Annotated in this window: 17 protein-coding genes and 1 pseudogene; 7 read left to right on the top strand and 11 right to left on the bottom strand. The window is 50.4% G+C overall.

Annotated elements, in window-relative coordinates; translation table 11 throughout:
• The 4 genes from ACO6UX_RS08370 (at position 1) to lipA (ending at position 3,469) form a co-directional block, all read left to right on the top strand.
• The gene (locus ACO6UX_RS08370) at positions 1–1,212 is read left to right on the top strand and encodes a D-alanyl-D-alanine carboxypeptidase family protein (protein WP_422446643.1); all 1,212 of its coding nucleotides are present in this window, start codon (positions 1–3) and stop codon (positions 1,210–1,212) included.
• A 104-nt stretch (positions 1,213–1,316) separates the two neighbouring features.
• A complete protein-coding gene (locus ACO6UX_RS08365; protein WP_101746054.1) occupies positions 1,317–1,583 on the top strand; it encodes an HP0495 family protein in 267 nt (88 codons plus the stop codon).
• A 14-nt stretch (positions 1,584–1,597) separates the two neighbouring features.
• Complete coding sequence (gene lipB / locus ACO6UX_RS08360; RefSeq protein ID WP_422446641.1) at positions 1,598–2,305, top strand: lipoyl(octanoyl) transferase LipB; 708 nt, start codon at positions 1,598–1,600, stop codon at positions 2,303–2,305.
• A 153-nt stretch (positions 2,306–2,458) separates the two neighbouring features.
• Positions 2,459–3,469: a lipoyl synthase gene (lipA, locus tag ACO6UX_RS08355; protein ID WP_422447909.1), complete on the top strand. Its 1,011-nt coding sequence runs from the start codon at positions 2,459–2,461 to the stop codon at positions 3,467–3,469.
• 38 nt (positions 3,470–3,507) lie between these two features.
• On the opposite strand, the gene ACO6UX_RS08350 is transcribed toward lipA, so the two are convergent.
• Positions 3,508–6,090 carry a tetratricopeptide repeat protein gene (locus ACO6UX_RS08350; RefSeq protein WP_422446639.1) on the bottom strand — a complete coding sequence of 861 codons (2,583 nt, stop codon included), beginning with the start codon at positions 6,088–6,090 and terminating at the stop codon, positions 3,508–3,510.
• 414 nt (positions 6,091–6,504) lie between these two features.
• On the opposite strand from ACO6UX_RS08350, the gene ACO6UX_RS08345 reads away from it, so the two are divergent.
• Positions 6,505–7,215 carry a DUF3581 family protein gene (locus ACO6UX_RS08345; RefSeq protein WP_422446637.1) on the top strand — a complete coding sequence of 237 codons (711 nt, stop codon included), beginning with the start codon at positions 6,505–6,507 and terminating at the stop codon, positions 7,213–7,215.
• A 278-nt stretch (positions 7,216–7,493) separates the two neighbouring features.
• Positions 7,494–9,335: a dihydroxy-acid dehydratase gene (ilvD, locus tag ACO6UX_RS08340; protein WP_422446635.1), complete on the top strand. Its 1,842-nt coding sequence runs from the start codon at positions 7,494–7,496 to the stop codon at positions 9,333–9,335.
• A gap of 40 nt (positions 9,336–9,375) precedes the next feature.
• Here the strand turns inward: ilvD and ACO6UX_RS08335 are convergent, their stop codons facing one another.
• The 9 genes and pseudogenes from ACO6UX_RS08335 to ACO6UX_RS08295 form a co-directional block, all read right to left on the bottom strand.
• Complete coding sequence (locus ACO6UX_RS08335; protein ID WP_422446633.1) at positions 9,376–9,990, bottom strand: LysE family translocator; 615 nt, start codon at positions 9,988–9,990, stop codon at positions 9,376–9,378.
• 68 nt (positions 9,991–10,058) lie between these two features.
• The gene (locus ACO6UX_RS08330) at positions 10,059–10,496 is read right to left on the bottom strand and encodes a hypothetical protein (RefSeq protein ID WP_269673074.1); all 438 of its coding nucleotides are present in this window, start codon (positions 10,494–10,496) and stop codon (positions 10,059–10,061) included.
• Positions 10,497–11,022: 526 nt separating this feature from the next.
• On the bottom strand, positions 11,023–12,072 hold the full coding sequence (holA, locus tag ACO6UX_RS08325) for a DNA polymerase III subunit delta (RefSeq protein WP_422446631.1): 1,050 nt from the start codon (positions 12,070–12,072) through the stop codon (positions 11,023–11,025).
• Positions 12,069–12,644, bottom strand: coding sequence for a hypothetical protein (locus tag ACO6UX_RS08320; protein WP_422446629.1), 576 nt, complete (start codon positions 12,642–12,644; stop codon positions 12,069–12,071). The genes holA and ACO6UX_RS08320 overlap by 4 nt, the downstream gene beginning before the upstream one ends.
• Positions 12,645–12,937: 293 nt before the next feature.
• A pseudogene (locus ACO6UX_RS08315) lies at positions 12,938–13,937 on the bottom strand (peroxidase family protein); the annotation flags it as partial.
• Between the two features lie 227 nt (positions 13,938–14,164).
• Positions 14,165–15,055, bottom strand: coding sequence for an aspartoacylase (locus ACO6UX_RS08310; RefSeq protein ID WP_422446627.1), 891 nt, complete (start codon positions 15,053–15,055; stop codon positions 14,165–14,167).
• A gap of 204 nt (positions 15,056–15,259) precedes the next feature.
• Positions 15,260–15,706, bottom strand: a complete 447-nt coding sequence (locus tag ACO6UX_RS08305) for a hypothetical protein (RefSeq protein WP_422446625.1) — start codon at positions 15,704–15,706, stop codon at positions 15,260–15,262.
• 192 nt (positions 15,707–15,898) lie between these two features.
• On the bottom strand, positions 15,899–16,867 hold the full coding sequence (locus ACO6UX_RS08300; protein ID WP_422446623.1) for an IS1595 family transposase: 969 nt from the start codon (positions 16,865–16,867) through the stop codon (positions 15,899–15,901).
• A gap of 66 nt (positions 16,868–16,933) precedes the next feature.
• The gene (locus ACO6UX_RS08295; protein ID WP_422446621.1) at positions 16,934–17,587 is read right to left on the bottom strand and encodes a hypothetical protein; all 654 of its coding nucleotides are present in this window, start codon (positions 17,585–17,587) and stop codon (positions 16,934–16,936) included.
• A gap of 360 nt (positions 17,588–17,947) precedes the next feature.
• On the opposite strand from ACO6UX_RS08295, the gene ACO6UX_RS08290 reads away from it, so the two are divergent.
• On the top strand, positions 17,948–19,309 hold the full coding sequence (locus ACO6UX_RS08290; protein ID WP_422446619.1) for a hypothetical protein: 1,362 nt from the start codon (positions 17,948–17,950) through the stop codon (positions 19,307–19,309).
• Between the two features lie 119 nt (positions 19,310–19,428).
• On the opposite strand, the gene leuS is transcribed toward ACO6UX_RS08290, so the two are convergent.
• Positions 19,429–22,071: a leucine--tRNA ligase gene (gene leuS, locus ACO6UX_RS08285; protein WP_422447907.1), complete on the bottom strand. Its 2,643-nt coding sequence runs from the start codon at positions 22,069–22,071 to the stop codon at positions 19,429–19,431.
• Positions 22,072–22,096: the final 25 nt, after the last annotated feature.

Raw genomic sequence — 22,096 nt, 5'->3', positions numbered from 1 at the left:
ATGGGCAAAAGAATTTTATCTTCCCTTCATAAGCTGGCGGCCCCCCACTGGCTGAGAGCGTTGGCCATGACTGGTCTTGTTTTTGCCGGCCAGGCCAGTGCTTTTGGACAGATTCCTTCACCGCCGGAAGTGTCCCTGAAAAGCTACATTCTGATGGACGCCGCCAGCGGTGAAGTGCTGGCCTCACAGAATCCCGATGAGCCCATGCATCCGGCCAGCCTGACCAAGATGATGACCGCGTATCTGGCTGAAATGGAAATGGCTGCGGGTAACATCCACCGTGACGATCAGGTTCTGGTCAGTGAAAAAGCATGGAGCCTGGGCGGTTCCACTATGTTTATTGAAGTTGGGGAACGGGTAACGGTTGAAGATTTGCTGAAAGGTATCATTATCGTTTCCGGTAATGATGCCAGCGTTGCGGTTGCTGAACACATCGCTGGCAGCGAGGGAGCCTTTGCCCAGTTGATGACCAGTACCGCCCAGCGGCTTGGCATGAACAACACGCTGTTCCAGAATGCTTCCGGCTGGCCAATAGATGACCATTACTCGACCGCCCGTGACCTGGCCACTCTTGGCAAGCATATCGTTCAGGACTATCCGGAATATTACGGCTGGTATGCTGAGAAGTATTTTCAGTACGGCGTCGATAAAAAAACCGGTAAACCCCTGCGTCGTCAGGCAAACCGTAACCGTCTGCTCTGGACCAACCCCTATGTGGATGGTCTGAAGACCGGGCATATTGAAGACACCGGCTACCACCTGGCAGTAACCTCCAAGCGTGATGACCGCCGGCTGATTGCTGTGCTGCTGGGCTCCGCCAGTGAGAAGCAGCGTGCGGATGACGCCCAGAAACTACTGACCTATGGTTTCCGCTTCTTTGAAAATGTGGACGTGAAAAAAGGTGGCGAGCCTCTGCAAACCGTTAAGGTCTGGAAAGGGGACATCAGTGAAATTACTGCGGGTATTACCGAAGACCTGATTGTCACTGTGCCCAGGGGGACGGGTAAGAACCTGACCGCCTCTCTGAAGATCGACCCAAAGCTGGAAGCCCCCATCAAGAAAGGTCAGACCATCGGTTCAGTGAACGTTATGCTGGAAGATGAACTGGTTCGTGAGGTGCCGCTGATTGCTCAGCAGGCTGTTGAGCCGGGAGGTTTCTTCAAGCGTATCTGGGATAGTGTTGTCTTGTTCTTTACCGGGCTGTTTGCATAAACCGGGTTAAAGAAAAGCGTGAAAAGCGCTGTATTCCCGAGGGTGCAGCGCTTTTACTGTTTATAGTCCGACGTACAGTCCGACAATGATGTAGGTAGATGGTTATGAATGAGCCACAGGCCCCGAAAATTGAATTCCCCTGTGATTACCCTATTCGTATCGTAGGGCACTCCGCTCCCGATTATAAAGATTTTGTGCTGCGGGTGGTGGCCAAACACGCACCGGACTTCGATGGCCATGCCAAAATGAAAACCAGCCGAAATGGCAAGTACATGTCAGTGACCGTGGTTATTCATGCCACTGGCGAACCTCAACTGCAGGCACTCTTTGAAGATTTGAAAGCCAGTGGCCGTATTCAGATGGTTTTGTAATGGACAGGGCTTTGATGGCTGAAAGCACCCAACAGTCTGACGGTATTGAAAATGACCTGATCGTTCGTTATCTCGGGCGGAGAAACTACGAGCCTGTCTGGCAGGCTATGAAAGCCTTTACTGCCACCAGGGATGATCAGACCCGGGATGAATTCTGGGTGGTGGAACATCCCCCGGTTTTCACCCAGGGGCAGGCTGGCAAGCCGGAACATGTTCTGTTCCCGGGAGATATCCCGGTTATTCAGGTGGATCGTGGTGGCCAGGTTACCTATCATGGCCCGGGGCAGCTGGTGTTTTACTTCCTGATGGATGTGCGCCGGAAGAAGAGTGGTCCAAGGGCTGTGGTTTCTGCCTTGGAAAGTGCCGTCATTGCAATGCTGGCCAGTTATGGTTTAGAGGCACAGAACAGGCCGGATGCGCCGGGTGTTTATGTCAATGGTGCCAAGATTGCCTCCCTTGGGCTTCGCTTTCGTAAGATGTGTTCTTACCACGGTTTAAGCCTGAACGTCGATATGGATCTGGAACCGTTTAACCGAATTAATCCCTGTGGTTATCGCGGGCTTAATGTGGTGGATATGGCATCGCTGCTGGGAAATGTCGATATGGAGGAAGTGAGTCGGCGTTTACTGGTATGCTTTCAGAAAGCACTCAGTTACATCAATATTGATGAAAGAACGGCGATTGATGAGCTGTTGACGGCAGATAGCGGAGATAAAGGTTAAGCCCTTTACCAGTCCAGTTAGCAGTAATCCAAAAAAACAGGGGGAGGCATGTCTACTCATTCCGAAAACAGCGGTCTTGAATCGTTTGACAGCCATGAGCCATTAAAAGGTCATGAGCTGGTGAATAGCGGCCTCACCGGAGAAAGCCCACGGATGAAACCGGAAAACATTATTCCTACCGTGCAAATAGACGGTAGCGTCAAAGTAGAAAGTGGCACCAAATTTGTCAATGACAAAGGTATCACAGCCATTAAAAATGGCATTAAAGCCAGTGCCGGGGGGCAGCATGCCCCGATTCAGCGGAAACCATCCTGGCTCAGAATAAAAGCAAGTCACGGCACAAAGTACAAAGAAGTTAAAAGTACCGTGCATGAGCATAAGCTCAGTACGGTCTGCGAAGAGGCCATGTGCCCGAATATCAACGAGTGCTGGAGCTCTGGTACTGCAACCATCATGTTGATGGGTGATACCTGCACCCGGGCCTGCCGGTTCTGCGCGGTGAATACCGGGAATCCCAAAGGGTGGCTGGATCATGATGAACCAGAGCATACCGCTAACTCGGTCAAGCTGATGAATCTGAAATATCTGGTGCTGACCTCGGTGAACCGGGATGACCTGCCGGATGGCGGTGCCGGGCATTACGCTGCGGTGGTTCGCCGGGTTAAAGAAGAAAACCCGGATACAGATGTAGAGGTTCTGACGCCTGATTTTCTCGGTGTCATGTCCCATGTTGAAAAGGTTGTTGATAGCCCCATAGCGGTCTTTGCCCAGAATGTAGAAACCGTGCGCCGACTGACTCACCCCGTGCGTGACCCCAGGGCCAGTTACGAGCAGACACTGGCTGTGCTGGAACATGCCAAGAAATACCGCCCTGATGTCCTGACGAAAACCAGCCTGATGCTGGGGCTCGGTGAAACCGATGATGAGATTCTGGAAGCCCTGGATGATCTGAGAGCCATTAATGTGGATATCGTTACCTTTGGCCAGTACCTGCAGCCAACGGTTAACCATCTTCCCATTGAGCGTTATGTCACGCCGGAAGAGTTTGAAAAATATCGGCAATGGGGATTGGAAAAAGGATTCCTGGAAGTCGTTTCCGGTGCGCTGGTGCGATCCAGTTATCGTGCGGAGCAAGTCTTACAGAAGAACAACGTGGGTCTTTGATACGAATGGTGGTGGGGGCAATCCCCCCACCTTTGACGCTATTGCTCTGTTGCCAGTTTTTTCCTTAGTCTTTGAATATTGCCTAAAGGGGTCTTTTTGGCGATGCGATGGCGTAACGAGGGTTCGTTTTTTAATCGAATTCTCCAACTATTAAACTCATTGGCTGTGCTGTAAAATTCCCCCGATTTTTGTTTGAGCCTGTTTTTCTCTTTTTGGTCATCACAATCTGATGCCATATCACCATGTATGTGGCCAATAAGGGATAAAAAAGAACCGGTGACGAATGTCAGTGACAGGCTATGTTCAAATTCGGCTAAATGATGCCTGGCTATAGCGCAGGGCTGAATGATCCACTGAGCCTTATAGTCGGCTAAAGTCTGGTCACGAGGGTGGAGGCAGCATAGCCAGCCCAGCGCTTTATCAATAATCAGTTTTCGAATGGCCAGTTGGGTTTTTGGAATGTCGTCAGATAATAAAACCGTGCCGCAAGCCTTCCGATCCAGGCCGTAATCGGTTAGAGCTTTGCCGGATTGAGCCAGTATATTTAACTCACCGGACTTCTGTTCTTGTTTGGCTGACGCATTGAAGGCTTCCAGATGTTCAGATCCGTTTGCTATCACTCTGAGGCTCCATAAATCCATGTGAGCAAAGCTTGCCTGTTGTATTGTGAGCTGAGTTTCCTGGCAGAAGTGTTCTAATACGGCTCGAGCCTGTTCAAAGTCGCTGTTGTGCAATAACTGTGTAACGGAGAGGCTGATGTAGGACAGCCGGATTCGAGGGATTGATTTAATGCTTTCCCCTTGAATGGGGGGTTCTTCGATGCTTGTGGAGCGCACAGGGCTGGCGTTGATAGAACATTGATCTTCGCCAGGGCTTGGTTTTTGCTCTTTCAGGTCTCTGGGTACACTTCTCTGAAATCTCTTTTTACCCGGTATTTTTGTGGTTTTCTCTTTTCTGGTTGAGCCTGGACGGCGTCGTTGTTTTCTGGATCCCTTTATTTCATCAGATGTTATTTCATCAGATGTCGCTTCCAGAGCGAGAGGTTTTGTTTCGGAGAGTTCCAGTTCATCAATAATTCCCTGAATATAGAATGATACGTCTTTGGCATCGATAAAATCATAGTGCTCTATAGCCCTCTGCAAAAGGGTAATAACTTCCTCTATTGAACCGAGATCATTCTTTCTGTTCTTGATCAGCAGCAAAGCCAGTTGCAGGTTGGCCGCACTGATACCTTGTTGTATGGCCAGTCTGGAGTGGTGAATGGCTTCATCTAATCGGTTGCTTTGCTCATACACCTTGCTGAGTAACCATCGGGCTTCAGGCACCCGGGATTTTAACAGTTCACTTTCTGCTTTTTCAGGTTCTTTTTTCAGGTAGTACAAAACCGCGGATAAATAGAGCCTGCTGTCTTTGTTGGGGACATCGATAAGCTGGAAGGTATCTGGACTAATCAGAAAATTACAAATAGTATTCAAAACTGGCAGGTGTGTTTCTGTTGATGCAATTTCCTGTATTGAAGGTAATACTTTTTTCCTGAATTCGGGGATCTGGAGGAAACGGATGAGCTGTTCCAATGCTGACAGGCTAATGTCCGGTGAGTTATATGCCAGCTGACCATTTTCACCAAACCGAAATACGTAGAATAATAACGAATTCGGGTTTAAATCAGGAATGTCTGTTGAACCGGGAATGATAGGAAAATTACTGCATTTCACTTTATTAACCACATTGAGCGCAGAGCCGAACCATTCTGAAATGGTTAAATTTTTTGCAAGCCATTGATGCGCGTCTTGTCTTCTTTTAAATAATTCGGAGTCATCAATAAATTTTATGATATTGGCTTTTATAGTTTCAGGGTCTCTAAAAAAAAATATGTATTGTAATGAGTTGGTAATGCTTGTGATGATGACAGTGGGCAGTAAGTCTTCATCATAAGGTACCATTTTCTGGCTCCTCAGATCACAGCAAGTGACTCTGTGATTGATTTTGGCGAGCGGTATATTGGCCATTTTTTCATGTTCGAAAAATGATAAAATACGTTTGCTGATTAAAACATGGTTAGCCGATTCTACTTTATCTTTAGATTTTTTTATCCATTGTAACCAAATGCTTATTAAGAAAAGGTCTTGAATTTGCTCCGGGTCCGAAGGTGTGCAACTCAGTAAAAAATCAATAATGTGATTTTCAAACTGTTCCAGATCATCCCCTATGGTTAATAAGCTCTTTTGCGGAGTTTCTGCTCTGGATTCCACGAGTTCCTGTAGCTGCCAGAATTTCACATAAGTGGTCTGGAACTGGTCCAGAAGATGAGAGAGTGTTTCTGCTGATGGCATTTGAAAATATCGTTTTTCTCTTTCTAGAGTGACATTGTTCCCTCGATGACACAGCTTTTTTTTCGTTTCCAGTTGTGCGTTCGTGTACTGAACAACCGGATGTTCAGTTGCTTTGACAGATCGGTTACGTAGATCCAGTGATTCCTGTGTTTGCCGCTCTTTTGGCAGATGTGCCTTCAAAGTCGTTATCGCTTCAGTTAACGCTAATGCTTCCAGAAATGCCCCGTGATCGTTTGAGGTTTGAGGGACAAACGGTAGATGAGGGGATAGGTTATAAGAGTTTGCCATCGGTTTGGGTCTAGCGTCAGGGGTTGAATTGCAGTTGAACTGTATGTTTAGACCACGGCAATAACGTTAAGTTCGGTAATGATGCTTTAAACAAAAAGCTACGATTTACTGATAGGCTTCAGGGGGCTACTCACTTAAGATGTGTTTCCTGAAACTACGGCCTTCGCAATGCTTGCTTGGTATTCATAAAATAAGTGGTTGGTCAACCACTTATGGTAAGGTGCTGGCTATTGCTCTTATGCCTCTGAGTAATACCCGCTTTCCCGTCCCTACTGTTCTGTGGGCGAGAGCAGGGTAGAATGTTCGCTGTTTTACATGGGTATTTGTCACTAATGACTGAACATCCGATAGCCAGGGGCATTGAGTGCCGTCTGACTGAAGGGATGACTGCGGCAGGAATTCAGCTTTAACACTATGTTTATTGATCAATACTGTACCTCTCTGGCAGACAACCGCTTTTCCTTTACCCGCGAACAGGCCAGCCAGTTTGCGAAGCGCATTGCCAATGATTTTAACCCTCTGCATGATGTGGATAACTCCCGCTTCTGCGTTCCGGGTGATCTGCTATTTGCCAAGATCCTGCTGAGCGAAGGCCTGTATAGCGATATGCGTGTCACTTTCAATGGTATGGTCACCGACGGTGTTGAGCTGGAAATCTGTACCAACGATAAAGGGCATAAGAGCATTTATGATCTTTCCGGCAAGCTGTATCTGGATATTGAGCGCCACGGAGCCTGCAGCCACGATACGTTGATGATTGAGCAGCTGGTGCGCAGTTATGTGGCCTTCTCCGGTGAGAGTTTCCCTAATGTCTTTGTGCCGCTGATGAAATCCCATGGGGTAATGATCAATACCGTCAAACCGCTGGTCATTTACGACAGCATGACCTTGAAAATGGCCCGTGTTGACCTGGTAAACCCGCACCTGGAACCAGCAGGCGCGACTCTGGACGTTAATGGCAAGCGCGGTAAGGTAACGCTTAACTTTGTTTACCGTGAAAATGGTGATGTGGTGGGGATGGGGGAGAAAACCATGATTCTCTCCGGCTTGCGGCCCTATGACCAGGAAGCCATTGATATCATGATTGAAAAACACAGCGCCCGGCAGCACCAGTTTGCCGGCTGAGCGTCTTTTTTTGGCCCTCCTGGTAATGGCCACTTTTCAATGGCTACGTCTTATTTTCTGTGATGACTTTGAAGAGTGGATTCGATTCCGGTTTTTCCAGTGGTATTTCCACATAGTCAGACAAATCGCCTGAATTTTGATATTCTAACCGGCCGCCATTGGATGGCGATAAAAACCCCGTCAGCAAGGAGTGCATTGGCTTTCTAAAAAGTTACCGTGTACAGACAGAAGCAAGAATAAAACCATTTGCCATTGACCGTTAGTAGAGGGACTGTTTCATGCCAGCCTATCGCTCCAGAACATCCACCCATGGCCGTAATATGGCCGGAGCCCGTGCGCTATGGCGGGCAACAGGTATGAACGATGGGGATTTCAACAAACCCATTATTGCTGTCGCTAACTCATTTACCCAGTTTGTACCTGGCCATGTTCATTTGAAGGACATGGGGCAACTGGTTTGCCGTGAAATTGAGCAGCATGGCGGTGTGGCGAAAGAGTTCAACACCATTGCCGTGGATGATGGCATTGCCATGGGGCACGATGGCATGCTCTATTCGTTGCCCAGCCGGGACATCATCGCTGACTCCGTGGAATATATGGTCAATGCCCACACAGCCGATGCGCTGGTCTGTATTTCCAACTGTGACAAAATCACCCCGGGCATGTTGATGGCGGCCATGCGCCTGAACATTCCGGTGGTTTTTGTTTCAGGTGGGCCAATGGAAGCGGGTAAAACCAAACTGTCACAACATGGGCTTGACCTGGTTGATGCCATGGTGATCGCCGCTTCAGATGCCGATGATGAAACTGTTGCCGAGTATGAGCGTTCAGCCTGTCCAACCTGTGGTTCCTGCTCAGGGATGTTTACCGCCAACTCCATGAACTGTCTGACGGAAGCGCTGGGTCTTTCCCTGCCGGGCAATGGTTCCATGCTGGCTACTCACGCTGACCGTGAACAGCTGTTTCTGGAAGCAGCTCGCCGTATTGTTGACATCACCCGGCGTTATTATGAACACGACGATGAGAGTGTACTGCCCAGATCCATCGCCAGTTTCAAGGCGTTTGAAAATGCCATGAGTCTGGACATCGCCATGGGTGGATCGACCAATACCATCCTGCATCTGCTGGCGGCTGCCCAGGAAGGTGGCATACCTTTCGATATGCGTAATATTGACGAGTTATCCCGTCGGATCCCCCAGTTATGCAAAGTGGCACCCAACACCCCGAAATACCATATGGAAGATGTTCACCGGGCGGGTGGGGTGATGGGTATCCTTGGTGAGCTGGATCGTGCCGGATTATTGCACAATGATATTCCCATGGTGCACAGCGCCACCGTCAGTGAAGCCCTGTCCCGTTGGGATATTATCCAAACCCGTGATGAGTCGGTAACAACGTTCTTTAAGGCCGGTCCTGCCGGTATTCGTACGACAGAAGCCTTCAGTCAGGATTATCGCTGGGAGACACTGGATTATGACCGGGCAGAAGGCTGTATTCGCTCACTGGAACATGCCTTCAGTACTGAGGGGGGGCTTGCAGTGCTTTATGGCAACATTGCCGCCGATGGCTGTGTCGTCAAAACCTCGGGTGTTGATGATGATAACCTGGTCTTCGAAGGTCCGGCCCATATCTGTGAAAGTCAGGAGGACGCGGTCAACGCTATTCTGGAAGACCGGGTGCAGCCGGGAGAGGTGGTGATTGTTCGCTACGAAGGGCCAAAAGGTGGGCCGGGTATGCAGGAAATGCTCTACCCCACCAGTTATCTGAAATCGAAAGGGCTGGGTAAGGCCTGTGCGCTGCTGACGGATGGACGCTTTTCCGGGGGGACTTCCGGACTGTCCATTGGTCATGCTTCTCCTGAGGCCGCATCCGGTGGTGCCATTGGCCTGGTGGAAAATGGGGATATCATTCGGATAGATATTCCCAACCGAAGCATTAATGTCCAGTTGACCGAAGACCAGCTGGCCGTCAGACGGACAGCCATGGAGGCCCGGGGGAAAGCTGCCTGGCAGCCGGTTAAGTCCCGGCCAAGAAGGGTCTCCACGGCACTTAAAGCTTATGCCCGTATGGTCACCAGTGCAGATAAGGGTGCCGTTCGGGACTTGAGCCTTTTTGACTGATCACTGAGTCAGAAAAATAGGATTCCATCTGGTTAACTACTTACATACACACAATACGAAGAGCCACCAGAATCAACAGGATGCCACACAGCCGGTTGATCAGCGTGGCTCTTTTTCGTAGCGCTGGCAGCACTTTGCCATGGCCTGCTACTGAGGCAACCAGGCAATACCAGACGCCATCGCAGAGTGTGGCAATGGATGCCATCAGTATCTGAGTGATTACCGTGGAATCAGGCGTCACAAACTGGCTGAACAGCGCCAGGAAAAATACGGCAATCTTGGGGTTCAGGAAAGAGACCAGAAAGCCGTTAATTGCCGCCTGTTTCAGGCTCAGCTGTTGCTGTAACTGATGCTGGTCGTTAATTAACGAGGATGCACAGGTAATAGCCTTATACCCCATCCAGGCCAGATAGGCAGAACCTGCATAGGTAATGAATTTATAGAGCCAGGGCGTTTCAGTAATCACAACACCGATACCCGCCGCCACCAGAAACGCATAAATACCAATCCCCAGGGCATGGGAAATCGACGTAACCAGCCCATGGGCCCTGGACCCCTGCACGGTACTTTTCATGACGGCCGCCAGACTTGGGCCCGGTGAGATGGTACCAAGCGCACAAATGGCCAGGATGGATAACCAGGAAGATGCTGTCATTGCACTACTACTTCTATGTGTTGTGATGTTGTATTGGCTGCGAAGTATAGTGCTTTGCCAGCGGTCTTTTAATTAACTTTGCTGGTTCTGTCCGGTTTGGCAAGGACATCCCTGGCTTTTTCCAGCGCGGCATACTCATCAATAAACCAGCCGACACAGCGTTCAGTGCTAATCGGCACTCCTGATTCATTAATGGGCTGATAAACGATCCACCACCGCTCTTCTGGCCGGGGGTCGTTGTATACAAAGACATATTTCATATCGCCCCGGTCAGTAATGGAGACCATTACCTTATCGTAGGGGGTATGCGGGCACACGTCTTCCATCAAAAACACATAAGTAGGCCTGCCCTGATTGAACTCAATGTACTGAAACTCCTTTATCCGGCGAAAGGTAGCAAGCGCCTTTTCGATGTCCGAATTCATCAGGTAGCCGGGAATATTGTTGTTATCCCACCAGAATTTGCCGTCCAGTGATGGCTTTTTAACAAGAAATGATCTGTTCATACTGCATAGTCCCTTAAACATTGTTTTAACTTTTAGACCGTGCGTACCAGATTAGGTTCCATGTCATGTTCGCCGACAGCTCCTGGTGCAGCTTAGCGTTGATACCCATGCTGTTCGTGCTGAGGCCTGTCGAAGGATGTGGACTCCGAACCAACAACGAAGACCGTGCCAATCACCCTTCGACTCCGCTCAGGGTGAACGGAGATATTACTGAACAGCGCCCCCCCCGTTCATCGTGAAGCTTGTCGAAGTACGGTTGCACCATCCTTCGACAAGCTTCAGGATGAACGGGGTGTACGGGTATTAACGCTTTTCTGCACTAGTGCATGGTTTCAATGAGTTTGACGTGCACAATCTCCGTTCACCCTGAGCGGAGTCGAAGGGTGCTTGGCACGATCTATCAGAGTCCGGAGTTTCCGCCTTTAGGCCCTATGATGGATACTTCGACAGGCTCAGGACGAACGGAGTGCGGAGGCACGACAACCCGTCAAACTCATTGAAACCATGTACTGGCTACTTTCTGGAGTCACTTGATGACCTGAATAGGGGGTAAACCTGCCAGATTCAGGGTCAGGGTCAGCAGTTTATCCCAGGCGTTACCTTTCTCTAACCCTTTGATACAACGATCAATCTTTCCTGTATCCAGCAGCATCTGACGCAGGTTTCGCTCGCTGCTCCGGCGAATGGCCTTTTCCAGCAGTGATGACCTGCGCTTGAGCATAAATGGCACGAACCCCAGCGCTTTAGCGGATTGTTCAATGGCCAGATCCCTTGCCATCCCCCGGGATAGCTGTCGGCTCAGATGGCTAAGCAGGCGTATCTCCCTGGCCAGAGCCCAGAGAATGATCGGAGGCTCAATGCCCTCACCTTTCAGAATGCCCAGGATGCGCACACACTGTTTGATATTGCCGTCCAGGGCGCTGTCCAGCAGTTGGAACACATCGTATCGGGCGCTGTCCGACACCGCTTCTCGCACAGTAGCTTCATCAATGGTTTTATCCCTGGCCAGAAGCTTGAGCTTTTCCAGTTCCTGGGATGCCGCCAGAAGATTCCCTTCCACACGCTCGGCTATCAGGCTCAGGGCGTCCGGGGTTGCCCGGTAGCCATCCACTTTAAGCTGTTGAGCGAGCCAGCCTGGTAGCTGTCCGGATTCGATTGGCCAGATGGGAATAAATACCCCGGCCTGTTCCAGCGCCTTGAACCATTTTGATTTTTGCAGGGTATTGTCCAGACGATCCGTGATCATCAGCAGCAGATTGTCCGGTGAGGGGTGGCTGAGGTATTCCAGCAGCGCTTTACTGCCTGCATCTCCGGGCTTGCCATTGGGTATTCGCAGCTCAAGAATCTGCTTCTGGGCAAACAGCGACAGGCTGTTGGCCGTGCTGAGAAAATCCCCCCAGTCAAAGCCGTTTTCAACATGATAAACATGGCGCTCGGAAAACCCGGTGTCCCTGGCATATTGGCGAATTTGATCACAGCACCGGGCAACCTGAAGCGGTTCATCACCGCTGACGATGTAGACAGGTGCCAGCTGTTTCTTCAGCTGTGCACCCAGTTGGTCAATACGAAGCTTCAAGGCAGAGGGTTCCGGCTGGATTCAGTGTTCTCCATCTGGGCTTGCGCCGCAGCCCTGGCTTGTTCAGCGGCCGCTGACAGCTCATTTTCAGACAGGCTGTGAATCCGGCGCAGGGTTGTGGTAACCAGTTCCTGCTGTAGCTCAGAAAGGATAATCCCTTGTTCGGATTCCGCCGCATTCGGCGCATCCTGGTTCTGGGTGATGTAACGTTCGCGGGTTAACTGAACCGGAGCAAACAGCGGCAGGCCAGAGGCGGTTTGTAACTGGTAAACCACCTGCATGGCAATTCTCTGCTCAAAATAGCCCGCACTGGCAACGGTCTGCTGATCCGTATCACGTTCAACGCGGATGATGTTGATGCGCCATGGAGCCGTCTCGCTGATATCGATGCCACTGCGTTCCATCGCTCTGGAGAGGGAGCGAATATAGACAGGATCATTGCCGGTGATGGACAGTTGGCTGACTTCACTGGCAGTACTCATTGCGCCTCTCAGATGGAAGCCACAGGCCGTTAACAGGCTGGTTAACAGCAGCAAGGTCAGCGTGCTCACTGAACGAAAGGGGTAGGTCATGATCTCTCCAGCAATGATGCTTCAAGTGTTCAAATTCGACCTGTAACTCTACCATGACGGCGGTAGGCAGAAAAAAGAAAATTGGCTTTGAGAAAAAAACACGCCGCAATGAATGCGGCGTGTGTATCGGGTTTTAGCAGGTGTTGCGATTAAGCCAGGTCAAATCGATCAGCATTCATCACTTTGGTCCAGGCGGCGACAAAGTCACGAACGAATTTTTCCTGATTATCGTCTTGGGCGTACACTTCTGCGTAAGCTCGCAGAATTGAGTTGGAACCAAATACCAGGTCAACACGGGCGCTGTCCCAGGCCGTAGTGATCATATCGCTGTTGCTCAGGCCGCTGGCGGCAATTCTGGCCTTGAGCGCAGCCACATCGTAATCGGTCTTGCCTGCAGGTACCGGGTCTTGCCAGATCAGCGCTTCCTGTGGTGCATCCGGGCCGATGTAACGGGTTTGTGGTCCCATATCCCGGTGGGTCAGCTTGAACCAGGCACGGGCAAACACGTCGGAGAAGTAGGCGTGGTCATCACGGAAGCGTTCGGAAATCTTGCGATATTCCGGATCCACCTTCAGCGCCATATCCGCATCGGTCATGATGGGGTTGTAGCGGATGGATGGGTCTTCCACATCCACAGGCTTGTCTTCTTCGGCAATGTTAATGGGCTCATATTGCCAGGCACCGGCCGGACTCTTCTTCAGTGCTTGGCTTCAGCCACTCTTTTTCCGAGCCCCAATAGATATCTTTTTCAGGGTGCCAGATATCTTCCCGGCCGAAAGCGAAGCCAAAGGTCTTCAGCCCCATGGATTCATAAGCGACAGTGCCTGCATAAGCCAGCAGGTCAGCCCAGCTCAGTTTGTTACCGTACTTTTTCTTGATCGGCCATAATAGACGACGGGCTTTGTCCAGGTTGGCGTTATCGGGCCAGGAATTCAGCGGTGCAAAACGCTGGTTACCGGTACTGCCACCGCCACGGCCATCGGCAATACGGTAAGTACCGGAAGCATGCCAGGACATACGCACCATCAGGCCGCCGTAGTGTCCCCAGTCGGCAGGCCACCACTGCTGGGAGTTGGTCATCAGATCTTTAAGGTCTTGCTTCAGGCCTGCAAAGTCGAGAGTTTTCACCGCTTCCCGATAGTTAAACTCCGGTGCCATCGGGTCAGTTTTTTGGTCATGTTGATGCAGAATGTCGAGGTTCAGGGTTTTTGGCCACCAGTCAACATTCGACTTGCCGCTCTCTGTTACCACACCGTGCATAACAGGGCATTTTCCAGAGTGGGGTTTATTCATTGTCCGGTTCTTCATGTGGATTAAATCGGAGACATTATTTGACTTGCGTGTTGTTGTTTTAATTTATGTCAATATTTCTTCTTTTCTATCAGTATTTTACGAAGCCCGTTTGATGATTTTCGGGGGGGGGGCGTGTTTTTCAGGTGGGTGTACTGATTGCTGGTGGTTAGCCGCCTGCGGCTTCTGCTTCAGAAAAGGAAAGTGAGCATCGTTAGATCAATAGATGTTCAATCCAGTGAGACTTCAACTTTGTCGGTGATGATGAAAGCCGTATCTTCAAGGTAGTAAGCGGCCTCATTAATAAATACCGGATAGCCAGGTTCCCCGGAATATCGGATGTCATCACCCTGAAATGTCATAAAAATGGGGTGATTGGTTTCTAGCAGGCGATAGTCCCGATCCTGAAGGTCTTTGTGAACCATTGCGGTCAGATTCCCTTGTTCATTTCTGGGGTAAGGTACTTTTTCCCTGAACCTGAATACCGTCACGGCGTCAGGAAGTTTAGGTTCCTGGCGAGTTTTGCACAGAGTCAGGAACTTAACGACCAGATCCACCACTTTCTCGGTGGTTTCAAAGAGGTCATGACGAAGCACGGCATTGGCTAAGGGACCAACCTCAATCACAATACCAAAACGTGAAATGCTGTTTAAAGACGGGTGCTGACTATGGTCAACATCGCTGAGCAGGATCCGGGCTTCGGGAATATTTTTCTGCACATAAGCCGCAGTGTGAAGGTTAAGTGGCTCACTATTTCTGACGATCAGGGTAATGCCCATATTGGCGGTGGTACTGTGGAGATCAACCAGGAAGTGCTGGCCTATGGCATCCTGAGATAAGTGTCGGGCGATTTCTCTTGCCCGCTGACACTCATGGGCGTCTTGAGTGCCGGTGAGAACCCGGTCAGAAAATGAGCGGTTCAAATCCTGATCAATAAACCGCCTTGCCCGGGCAAAGGCTTCCGGATTGGCAAGGAGCGTTGCCACTTCCAGGGCATTATCCTGAAAAATCCCCACTTGCTCTGCCTTACTTATGAAGTAGGGGCCGATGTATTCATTGCCGTGGGTTCCACCAATAATAGTGACTTTTTCAATGATCTGATGGTTGCCATTTTTCATCATTAACCTCTCTGGCAGTGCAATTGTTTATCTGATTTTTTATGACTGCCTGGCTGCATTTGTTATCAATGAACAGCGTATGCGTGATGTGTTTTACCCAATCTTAACCATTGGTTAAATGATACTTCCGGGAGGGATTTCTAGCTGAGAGTAGTTATAGTCTGGTGTTTACGCCAGTTTTACTGTGCCGGGAATCATTCCCGGCGTTTACATTTTTATTTCAAGTTGAACAATTCTTTCAAGTTTTATCGGGAGAACCAGTTCACCTCCTGCCTGCTGGCTTTTAAGCTGAAGCTCACTGTCACTGAGGCTGTTAATAATGCCCTCATACTGGCGTCCATTGCTCAGGGTAATTCTGATTTGCCGCAGCTCACCTTCAGTCAGACTGGTCAGCTCCACAGGCTGGTAACGGATATGCTGACCCACATACACTGCTCTCAGGTCTATTTCCTGTTCAGGCAGGGAGGCTGATTGGTCATCATAGGGTTCAGATACGGGGTTTGCCCTGCGCCCGTCTACTTCCGGCAATTCGACGTTGCTAAACAGTATGGCCTGCAGATCACCCACTTTTTTACTTATCTCCCCCGGAACAACCGTGAGTATTGGCGCAATGATCTCGCTATTGTTAATCGATACAGAGCGCTGGCTGAGCACCGGAACGTCATCTTCCCGGTACTGCCGGTTGAAAAGAAACGGGGATTGAAATTCCAGGCTAATGGAAACGGTCTCTGGATTGTTGAGGAAGTCCTGGTATGCCTCTCGAATAGAATCACCCGGAATAATGCCCCATAATGCTGCGTAGTATTGATTCTCCCGTGATACTTCCCGGGCAACATACTCAGCCGGCTATGTTGCCTTTAAAGGTTGAAAGTGAATAAATTCCAAAATCTTGTTGGCCAACCGATCAGCTGTTAAAGCATTAATGCCAGTTAGAGCCCTTCGCCAGCCCAGGTAATGTGACAGATATTTTGTTGCAACTCCGTGAAAAATCCCTGTAATCCACTGCTTCAAGTGGCTGTGATATGCATTCACACGTTGCAGGTGAAAAACACCTTCTATAACCCGTATTCCAGAGGATGACACCAGTTCTTTAAAGGTGAACCCCAAGGTTCTCGCAAGCTTCTCATGTGCAAGGCTTGCATCGGCGCATACGACTGCTTCAATATTTATTCGACCGTTCAAATGACGACAAAGCTCGTCTGCACTCTGATTCTCCAGAATGCCATCAACCGTCTGATTATCGCGGTCTCTGGCTACCATGACCGGTATTTGTCGACACTCTGTCTTCTTCTCATTACCCCGCTTCCTGGCAGCTCTTGGAAGACCTTTCTTCTGACCTTTGAAGGATTCACGGAAGAAAGTTTCATCCAGTTCTGTGATGCCACTAAGCTCCGGTGCCTGGTCGTGCTCAATAGCCTGTAAAAATCGATGCCTCCAACGGAATGATGTTTTCAATGAAACGCCGCATTGCTTGGCAGCCGGGCGAAGCGTCAAAGAGTAAGTCATCCCCTCAAGATACTGCGGCCAACGCTCAGGATGTCTTAAACGGGCCAGAGGCGTTTTGGAAAAAGAGTTCAGGGTCTTTCGACAAGACTTGCACCGGAAACGTTGTCGTTGGTTCCGCATCCCCCAGCGTTGTAGGTCTTCTGACCCGCAGTGAGGACATTTTGGAGCCCGGACAAAACTATCTTCGATAGACTTGGCAATATCGGAAGGAGAATTCTGCTCTGACAGAGCGTTAATAAGTGTATTTCGCTGCTGGCTGGATAATAACGGTATAGCATTAAGAAGGTCTTGAAACTGTTGGGACTGCATAACAGAATCTCCCATTACATGGTTTTACGACAGTTTAGACCCATCAACCCATAAGGGAAACATAGCCTACTCAGCCGTTGAAACACCAGAGCGTTGAGCGCAGAACCTGACTTTCCGGCTTATATACCCATCATCCTGATACCAGAAAGAAAGTTGCTTCAGTCCCGCAGTTTCGGTTTTGAATGCTGCCCGGTCAAGATGGCTCAGGTTATCGATGGACAGGCCCAACGTAGTAAATCCCAACCCCTGAATTTCGCTTTCAATGGTAAGGTCAAGCGTTTGGTTGAAGTCATGGAATTGATATCGGAGTCCGAGATTGACTAAATTGGCAGAGGTATAACCCATTGATTCAAGCTGTGCAGGGGCAAAGAGACGCTGGTCATGACAAGCTCCGGCAAGGCTGTTTAATGACTCATTCCTTTTGGAAAAATGGGCTTCCAGGTGAGGGTGGTCCAGAAAAAATAAGTTCATGCCCTGCAGCTCTACAGTCAGGGATTGCGGTATCAGAGAGTAATCACCGGTTAAGGCTGGCTGGTACAGTCCATAAAGCTCTGGAAAGCGCAGGGATATTCGCTGTATTTCCAGTCTGGGCTGCTGGCCGGATGGTAGATCCATCGTTGCATTGTGCAGCTTGATAGTGCCGCTCAGGCCTATATCAATTTTCTCATAGCTGACACGGGCATAAGGAGAGAGGCTGGCGACCCATTGATTTACCATCAAGGTGATTTTACTGGATAAAAAGTACCTGATTCCCGGCAAAATAACGGCTGCCAGAATTGTGACAAGCGTAAGTCCTTTTAACAAGCGAAGCACTTCATCACTCTGAATTATCCATAAAATCTTATATGGTCAGGAATTTTGCCAGCAATTCACAAGGGAAGCCAGAGTCCTCTTTGATAGGTTCAGCTCCCGTTTGGCGGATGGACTTTACTGATTGTTGTCAGGTTCCGGGAGGCTGGCCGCCCCACCATGCCGGAACTTATCCGGATTTTCAGTGTCATACTTCTAAAGGAACAAATAATAATTAACTCAATATGATGGCAGAGTGCATTCTTTGCTTCAGGCTAAGCAGGAGGCCCCATGGCAGAAGCTGTATCCATGCAATTAGCGGCATCCATGCCGCCGGATTTGCCCAATTCCGCCCAAACAGCCAATGTCAGCTGCACTGAACTGACCAAAGAAAAGAATCTGTATGTTACCGATGCTATGGGTAACTCCAGGCAGGTGCGGCTGGTGGAGCGTTGGGAGCTGCGGACTGTTCAAAACAGGATTTTTGCCAGGCCATTAGGAAGTGAGTTAAGAACGGTTATTGAGAGGAACGTTACAAGCCGGTGCCCGCAGACACCATCTTCGCTGACAGCGCCGCCTTTTATGCCAGTTGCGGTTTCACAGCCAGCTTTTATCAGCAATGCGGCCTCGGGTAACAGGTTATTGACTGCCTGGACGGCCTTACCCGACAGGTCGATTGCCTCTCTCTTTACCACACCACCTGCACTGCATGTTGTGGTCTGTGGACCTGACCTGACTGAAAGCCCGTCAGCGCAAATGATCATTGAGGTGATTACAAAAGTAGCACAACTGATTGCCCTGTTAACGGGGGGCAGTGTTCAGATCATTGATGGCGGACAGGGGGAGCCTGAGGATCACGCAGCGTCCCAGGGGGGCAGGGTGCCCTTGTCTCAACGACATTCAATCAGTGAACTGTTAGGTAACCTTATTAACAATCTCATGTTGCAGGGGCGTCCGGAAGATATTCAGAAAGCGATGGAGTTATCCAGATTGGCGGAGAAGCTGTCGCTGGCTTTAAAAGATGCTAACTCAGTGACAGACTCTGCTTTATTGCAAGAAGTTGACTCTCTTTTAAATCAGTACGCCACCAAAGCTGGTATTGCTGGTGAAATTGCCCCTGAAAAAGGACTTGCCCTTGTTAACCGGCAATACCTCTCGGAGTTATTAAAGCCGGGGGTAGCTAATGGGCTTGGCTGCGGGGTGGAGCATGATGGATTATCTGCACCAGCAAAGTCCGGGGTGCATAATGGGCATGGCGAGAACAGGCTGAAAAACGGGGAAGGGCCTGTTTCCCCGGGGAGCAAGAGCGCAAATGAAGCTGTTCGCCCTGAGTCAGGTAACAAGGTCGGCACCAGTATCAATATCGGTGTCAATAACAGTGCAACCCCTATCAGTTCCGCGCAGGCAATGGGTTCGTTAAACCAGTTGCTTGCTTCAATGGGGTTGGCCAATATCGCAGCACAACCACCACTGGCTGTGGAAAGTGGTCAAAAGCAGCCGCCTCCCATTATTTTACCTAATCTAACTCCAAATCCTTTGAATCGGTCTGATAGGAAAAGGAAAAGCAGGAAAGAACGTGAAGAAGAGGAAGAAAAAGAAAGGGAAGGGTCACCCTTTTTATTCGATGATGAGCCTTTTGATGATGACGAATAAAGGAAATAGCCTGCCCGGGAAAAACAAACTCTTGCCCTGACTTCCCATTTTTAGGGCGAAAAATAAAGGGGCGTTTGCCCCTTTATGATTTTTCCGGAAGGATGTCCGCTACCTTGCGATTAATTGGCAACAATATTCACCAGTTTACCGGGAACCACAATCACCTTGCGGACTGTCAAACCATCGGTAAATTTGCTGACGTTTTCATGCTCCAGAGCAAGCTTCTCAATGGCGTCTTTACCCAGGCCTGCCGGTACTTCCAGTTTTGCCCGCACCTTACCATTGACCTGAACCACCAGGGTGATGGCCTCTTTCTTCAGCGCTTCCTCGTCAGCTACCGGCCATGAAGCATCCAGTACCGGCTCAGAGTGACCCAACGCCTGCCAGATACTGTGCATGGCATGAGGCGCAATCGGTGCCAGCATCAGCGTGGTAGCCTCAATGGCTTCGTGCATGACGGCGCGATCCTGACTTTGTGCATGGCACACCTGGAACTTGCTGATGGCGTTGTTCAACTCCATGATCGCGGCAATGGCGGTATTGAAGGTCAGGCGGCGCTCACAGTCATCAGAAACCTTGTTGATGGTTTCATGCACTTTACGGCGCAGATCCTTTTGCTCTTTGGTCAGGGCGTTCAGATCAAGAGCGGCCACAGCACCACCGGCAATATGCTCTGCGGCCTGCTTCCAGAAGCGACGCAGGAAACGGTTGGCACCTTCTACAGCACTTTCAGACCACTCCAGGGTTTGCTCCGGTGGCGCAGCGAACATGGTGTACAGACGGATCGTGTCAGCGCCGTACTGATCAATCAGGTCCTGCGGGTCGATACCGTTGTTTTTCGATTTGGACATCTTGCTCATGCCCGCATGTTCAACCACTTCACCTGTCGCTTTCAGGGTAGCCTTAACCAGACGTCCTTTGTCGTCAAACTCGCTGTCGACATCGGTCGGGGCAAGCCACTGTTTGACGCCTTTTTCATCAAGCTTGTAGAAGGTGTCAGCCAGTACCATGCCCTGGCAAAGCAGGCGCTTGAACGGCTCATCGCTGTCGACCAGGCCGGCATCACGCAGCAGCTTGTGATAGAAACGGGAGTAGAGCAGGTGCATCACCGCATGTTCAATACCTCCGATGTACTGGTCCACCGGCAGCCAGTAATTGGCCTGCTCAGGGTTCAGCATCTGGTCATCAGACTGTGGCGAGCAGTAGCGGGCGTAGTACCAGCTGGACTCCATGAAGGTATCAAAGGTATCAGTCTCACGGGTGGCAGGCTGGCCGTTATGGGTGGTTTTTGCCCACTCAGGGTCGGCCTTGATGGGTGACTGAACCCCGTCCATTTCCACGTCTTCTGGCAGCAGCACCGGCAGATCCTCCAGGGGAACAGGAACCTCAGTACCATCTTCCAGGTAGCGCATCGGGATTGGTGCCCCCCAGTAACGCTGACGGCTGACACCCCAGTCACGCAGGCGATAGTTCACCTGACGCTCACCTTTGCCTTCTGCAATCAGGCGGTCGGCGATGGCATTGAACGCCTCTTCTGAGCTCAGGCCGTCAAACTCACCGGAGTTCACCAGCTTACCCTTGTCCGTAAAAGCCGCTGCGCCAAGGTCAATGGCTTCGCCATTGGCCGGCTCGATAACCTGTTCGATGGGCAGACCAAAACGGGTGGCAAACTCGTAGTCCCGCTGGTCATGGCCGGGAACGGCCATCACTGCACCGGTACCGTAATCCATCAGTACAAAGTTGGCCGCCCATACGGGTACTTCACGACCCGTGATTGGGTGAATGGCCCGGATGCCGGTATCGACACCGACCTTTTCCATGGTGGCCATTTCGGCTTCAGTCACGGCATTGGATTTGCAGTCATGGATGAAGGTGGCAAGGGCAGGGTTATTGGCCGCTGCCGCTTTGGCCAATGGGTGCTCTGAGGCAATGCCCACGTAGGTCACGCCCATCAGGGTATCTGGTCGGGTGGTGTAAACCTTGAACTCCTCAGGGGCGCTCTCACCCGCAGCAGCGCCAGGCCCATTGGCAACCTTGAAGGTCATCTGTACGCCTTCGGAGCGGCCAATCCAGTTGCGCTGCATGGCCTTGACCTGCTCTGGCCAGTGCTCGAGTTTATCGAGGTCGGCCAGCAGTTCATCGGCGTAGGCTGTGATTTTAACGAACCACTGGGGCAGTTCTTTGCGTTCTACGACCGTATCACAACGCCAGCAGCGGCCATCTTCAACCTGCTCGTTGGCCAGTACGGTGGCGTCGTTTGGACACCAGTTAACGGTGGCCATTTTTTTGTATACCAGACCTTTTTCGTAGAGCTGGGTGAAGAACCACTGCTCCCACTTGTAGTAATCTGGCTTACAGGTTGCCAGCTCACGGTTCCAGTCATAGCCGAAACCCAGGCGCTTGAGCTGGCCTTTCATGTAATCAATGTTTTCGTAGGTCCAGGGGGCTGGTGCCGTCTTGTTTTTGATGGCGGCATTTTCGGCAGGCAGACCAAAGGCATCCCAGCCCATAGGCTGCAGGACATTCTTGCCGCGCATACGCTGGTAGCGTGAAATCACATCACCAATGGTGTAGTTACGAACGTGCCCCATGTGCAGTCGGCCACTGGGGTACGGGAACATGGAGAGGCAGTAGTACTTTTCTTTGCCCTTCTCTTGTGAAGAGCCTTCTGAAGTGCCTTCGGTGACAGCAAAGCTGTCATTGTCTTCCCAGAATTTCTGGGCTTCGCTCTCAATCTGATGCGGTTGGTAATGCTCTTCCATCATCGCTCAACGGGCTTAATGTAAA

It is taken from the genome of Endozoicomonas sp. ALB091 (genome assembly GCF_049310265.1).
In the GTDB taxonomy this organism is placed as follows: Bacteria; Pseudomonadota; Gammaproteobacteria; order Pseudomonadales; family Endozoicomonadaceae; genus Endozoicomonas.
Note: the sequence above shows the minus strand (reverse complement) of the source record. Positions and strands in the feature narration are given on the sequence as shown.

What these genes read in the sequence shown, in the direction of transcription:
- ACO6UX_RS08335 (WP_422446633.1), bottom strand. Translation starts at nt 9,990, where the DNA reads ATGACAGCATCTTCCTGGTTATCCATCCTGGCCATTTGTGCGCTTGGT.
- ACO6UX_RS08290 (WP_422446619.1), top strand. Translation starts at nt 17,948, where the DNA reads ATGGCAGAAGCTGTATCCATGCAATTAGCGGCATCCATGCCGCCGGAT.
- ACO6UX_RS08345 (WP_422446637.1), top strand. Translation starts at nt 6,505, where the DNA reads ATGTTTATTGATCAATACTGTACCTCTCTGGCAGACAACCGCTTTTCC.
- ACO6UX_RS08365 (WP_101746054.1), top strand. Translation starts at nt 1,317, where the DNA reads ATGAATGAGCCACAGGCCCCGAAAATTGAATTCCCCTGTGATTACCCT.
- lipB (WP_422446641.1), top strand. Translation starts at nt 1,598, where the DNA reads ATGGCTGAAAGCACCCAACAGTCTGACGGTATTGAAAATGACCTGATC.
- ACO6UX_RS08350 (WP_422446639.1), bottom strand. Translation starts at nt 6,090, where the DNA reads ATGGCAAACTCTTATAACCTATCCCCTCATCTACCGTTTGTCCCTCAA.
- leuS (WP_422447907.1), bottom strand. Translation starts at nt 22,071, where the DNA reads ATGGAAGAGCATTACCAACCGCATCAGATTGAGAGCGAAGCCCAGAAA.
- lipA (WP_422447909.1), top strand. Translation starts at nt 2,459, where the DNA reads ATGAAACCGGAAAACATTATTCCTACCGTGCAAATAGACGGTAGCGTC.
- ACO6UX_RS08320 (WP_422446629.1), bottom strand. Translation starts at nt 12,644, where the DNA reads ATGACCTACCCCTTTCGTTCAGTGAGCACGCTGACCTTGCTGCTGTTA.
- ACO6UX_RS08370 (WP_422446643.1), top strand. Translation starts at nt 1, where the DNA reads ATGGGCAAAAGAATTTTATCTTCCCTTCATAAGCTGGCGGCCCCCCAC.
- ACO6UX_RS08300 (WP_422446623.1), bottom strand. Translation starts at nt 16,867, where the DNA reads ATGCAGTCCCAACAGTTTCAAGACCTTCTTAATGCTATACCGTTATTA.
- ilvD (WP_422446635.1), top strand. Translation starts at nt 7,494, where the DNA reads ATGCCAGCCTATCGCTCCAGAACATCCACCCATGGCCGTAATATGGCC.
- ACO6UX_RS08330 (WP_269673074.1), bottom strand. Translation starts at nt 10,496, where the DNA reads ATGAACAGATCATTTCTTGTTAAAAAGCCATCACTGGACGGCAAATTC.
- ACO6UX_RS08310 (WP_422446627.1), bottom strand. Translation starts at nt 15,055, where the DNA reads ATGATGAAAAATGGCAACCATCAGATCATTGAAAAAGTCACTATTATT.